Origin of the sequence: Sinomonas sp., from assembly GCF_051955515.1 — a bacterium.
GTDB lineage: Bacteria > Actinomycetota > Actinomycetes > Actinomycetales > Micrococcaceae > Sinomonas.
This window is the reverse complement of the sequence record NZ_JBQCGQ010000054.1, coordinates 1-3,339: the sequence shown is the minus strand read 5'-3', so window position 1 is coordinate 3,339 and position 3,339 is coordinate 1. Positions and strand designations below refer to the sequence as shown.

Sequence of the window (3,339 nt, the reverse complement as noted above, 5' to 3'; positions counted from 1 at the left end):
GATCCTGCGGGCGTACGCGAAGTATCTGCTCCAGCTGGGGACGACGAACTCGTATGACTTCATCATCGATGCGCTGCTGGGGAATCCGGAGGCCACGCACGCGCTCCTGGGCCTGTTCCGGGCCCGGTTCGATCCGAGGGTCCGTCCGGCCGAGCGACTGCGCGAGACCGGAGGTGCCCGGGCTGCTGCGCTGGAGGCGATCGAGGCGGTGGCCTCCCTGGACGCGGACCGGCTGCTGCGGACGTTCCTGGGCCTGATCGAGGCCACGACCAGGACGAACTTCTACCGGGGGCGGGGATTCGTGAGCTTCAAGCTCCAGCCCTCGCACCTGCCCTGGGCACCGTACCCGCGGCCGCGGTCGGAGATCTGGGTCTATTCCCCGCGGGTGGAGGGCGTGCACCTGGGCTTCGGGCCGGTAGCCCGGGGGGGCATCCGGTGGTCCGACCGACGGGAGGACTTCCGCACCGAGGTCCTGGGGCTGGCCAAGGCCCAGATCGTGAAGAACTCCGTGATCGTCCCCACCGGGGCCAAGGGCGGCTTCTACCCCAAGCGGCTCCCCGACCCCGAGGCCGATCGCAGTGCGTGGCTGGCCGAGGGAACCGAGGCCTACCGGGACTTCATCCGCGGACTGCTCGACGTGACGGACAATCTGGCCCCCTCGGAGGGCCGCGTCGTGCCCCCCGAACTGGTGGTGCGGCACGACGAGGACGATACGTACCTCGTGGTGGCCGCGGACAAGGGAACCGCGGCGTTCTCGGACACGGCCAACGCCGTCGCCGCGGACTACGGGTACTGGCTCGGGGACGCGTTCGCCTCGGGCGGCTCGATTGGGTACGACCACAAGCGGCTGGGCATCACCGCCCGCGGCGCCTGGGAGTCCGCCAAAGCCCACTTCCGCCAGCTGGGAGTGGACTGCCAGGCGCAGGATTTCACCGCCGTCGGAATCGGGGACATGTCGGGGGACGTGTTCGGAAACGGCATGCTCCTCTCCGAGCACACCCGCCTCTTGGCCGCGTTCGACCACCGCCATATCTTCCTTGACCCCGACCCCGACCCCGCCGTCTCGTTCAAGGAGCGTCGCCGGCTCTTCGATCTCCCCCGTTCCTCCTGGGCCGACTACAGCGCAGCGCTGATCAGCGAAGGCGGAGGCGTTCACCCCCGTACCGCCAAGTCCATCCCCCTCAGCCCTCAGGTCAGGGCGGCGCTGGGGATCGGCGGGACCGCGGCCGCCATGGCCCCGAACGAGCTGATCCAGGCGATCCTGGCCGCCCCGGTGGACCTGCTCTACAACGGCGGGATCGGCACCTACGTCAGGGCCACCACCGAGGCAAACTCACAGGTCGGGGACAAGGCCAACGATCCCATCCGCATCACCGCCACCCAGCTGCGCGCCCGGATCGTGGTCGAGGGCGGCAACCTCGGGCTCACCCAGCGCGCCCGCGTCGAGGCCGCCCTGAACGGGATCCTCCTCAACACCGACGCGATCGACAACTCCGCCGGCGTGGACTGCTCCGACCACGAAGTCAACATCAAGATCTTCCTGGACCGCATGATCGCAGCAGGAAAACTCGACCCCTCCGAGCGCGCGCAGCTCCTGCACTCGCTCGCCGACGACGTCGCTGCCCACGTCCTGAAGAACAATCGCGACCAGAACACCCTGCTCCTGAACGACCAAGCGCTCGTGCTGAACTGGAGCCCCGGCTTCGAGCGCGCCATGGACTGGCTCGAGAAGGCCGCCGACCTCGACAGGAGCCTCGAGGCCCTGCCCACCACCGCCGAGCTCCACGCCCGCCTCGCCACCGGCAAGGGCCTCACCGCCCCCGAGCTCGCCGTCCTGGCCGCCTACGCCAAGATCGAACTAGCCCGCGAACTCGCCGAGACCGACCTCGCGGACGACCCGTGGTTCGACCGCACCCTCCGGGACTACTTCCCACGCCAGATCGTCGAACGCTTCGGCCCCGATCTGGCCGCCCACCCGCTGCGCCTGCAGATCATCTGCACTGTCCTGGCCAACGACATCATCAACCTCGGCGGCATCACCTTCGCCTTCCGAGTCATCGAGGAGACGACGGCGACGCCCGCCGCCGTCGCCCGAGGATTCGTCGTGGCGCGGGAGGCCTACGACCTCCAGCGTTTCGTGGATCGCGTGGCCAGCCTGCCGGCCGAGTTCCCCAGCGAACAGGCGGCCGAACTGGCCGTTCACATGCGAAGGACCCTCGACCGCGCAGCGCGCTGGTACGTGACCCACGACCATCGCGACCAGCCCCTGGACCAAGCGCTCGCCCGCATCCTGCCCACCCTCGAACGGCTGCGCACCTCGACCGCGGACTACCTCCTCGGCGAGGACACCGACCGGGTTCAGGCACGTCTGGCCCACTGGGACGCCCTCGGGCTCCCCCACGACATGGCCCGCCGAGCGGCGGACATCCTCGAGAGCTTCGGGCTCCTGGACATCTCGCTCATCTCCGAGCAGGTCGACGAGCCCGTCGAACGGATCGCCGATCTCTACTGGGCCGTGTTCTCCCGGCTCCGGGCGGCGCAGCTGCTGCTGCGCATCACCGACCTGCCCCGCGAGGACCGGTGGGAGGCGCTCGCCAGAGCGGCCCTGCGCGACGACGTGTACTCCGTGGTCGCGGACATCACCATCGCCGTGATGCAGACGACCGGCCACGCAGAGGACGCCCTGTTCGCCGATCCCGCCGACCGGATCATCGAATGGGAGCGCGGGCACCAGGAGCAGCTCGCCCGGATCAAGGACTCGCTCGCAGAAGTCGTCCGTCCGGGACCCGTCAGCATCACGTCGCTGTCCGTGGTGCTCAAGCTCCTGAGGACCCTCGTCCGGACGTAGCGCCCCTCCCGCTGCGCCGCCCCCGTTGCGCCGTCACCTCCGCAGGGTGCGCCCCCGTTGCGCCGTCACCTCCGCAGGGTGCGCCCCCGTTAGCGCCGTCACCTCCGCAGGGTGCGCCCCCGTTGCGCCGTCACCTTCCCCAGCTTTAGGCTTCAATCCACGGCGAGTCTGCTGGATCAGCGGCGAGTCGCGCCGTCGTGGTCCTTAAAGCTGGGGAGGCCGTCCCCACACCCAGCAAACGTGACGGCACAACCAGGAACCAGCCACCCGCCGTCGCCCACGCCCGATCCTTCGTCCCCTCGTCCCCTCGCCCCTTCGTCCCCAGCTTTAGGCTTCAATCCACGGCGAGTCGGCCGGACCAGCGGCGAGTCGCGCCGTCGTCGTCCTTAAAGCTGGGGAGGAAGGCCCCAGGCAGCTGCCGGAACCGGCGGGGGATAATGGACTGATGCCCCCTTCCGCACCCGCGCTCAGTCTCGTGCTCAAACAGCACG

The 3,339-nt window shown here is 69.5% G+C and carries 1 protein-coding gene; it reads left to right on the top strand.

Features of this window, described 5'->3' with window-relative positions; translation table 11 throughout:
- Positions 1-2,848: NAD-glutamate dehydrogenase domain-containing protein (locus ACTHL9_RS03165; RefSeq protein WP_440517260.1), on the top strand; the 2,848-nt coding region annotated here is incomplete at its 5' end.
- Positions 2,849-3,339 lie beyond the last annotated feature (491 nt).